General features: G+C 44.9%; 1 protein-coding gene. It reads right to left on the bottom strand.

The window, feature by feature from the left end; genetic code table 11:
- Positions 1 to 101 precede the first annotated feature (101 nt).
- A partial coding sequence (locus R7Z47_RS25990; RefSeq protein WP_318130918.1) for an alpha-amylase domain-containing protein occupies positions 102 to 583 on the bottom strand: 482 nt, incomplete at its 5' end.

The raw sequence follows: 583 nt of genomic DNA, 5'->3' as shown, positions 1-583 counted from the left end.
TATAAGTTACGCATTTGTTACATGAATATCAAATAACACCTTGATTAAATGTAATGTTTCATTGAAATTTGCATGTTCTGTATCAAAATCACAGGACGACGTTACTTAACGCCCACCCAAACCGAGACTGAACCACCATTGACAGGAAATTCTGCCCAGCCATTGGCATCGGTCCAAACTTCTTCAGTTCGGATACCCAGCTTGTCGACATAGCGCGTGCTTGGCTTACCGGTATACATCCATTTTTTGCCACCTGGTCCATCACTCATGATCACCGCCATTGAGTTTGGATGTTCAGCATCGCCCTCTCGGGTCCAGCCAATCACATCCCAATGGTCGAGATAAGAATTCTGTTTGCCATACGCATACTCTTTACGCAGTGTTACAAGTTCTTCAATGTAAGGCACTTTGGCCATATTAATGTTGTAGCCTTTGTCGCTGTACTGCGCGCCGTAGTAATCTGCGTAGAACACCGATGGATAACCTTCTTCACGCAATAAAATGAATGCGTAAGCAAGAGGCTTGACCCACCAATCTACTGTCGACTCTAACGCCTGCAGTGGCTGCGTATCGTGGTTTTCTA

This window comes from Vibrio sp. 1641 (assembly GCF_033339995.1).
Classification (GTDB): domain Bacteria; phylum Pseudomonadota; class Gammaproteobacteria; order Enterobacterales; family Vibrionaceae; genus Vibrio; species Vibrio alginolyticus.
Note: the sequence above shows the minus strand (reverse complement) of the source record. Positions and strands in the feature narration are given on the sequence as shown.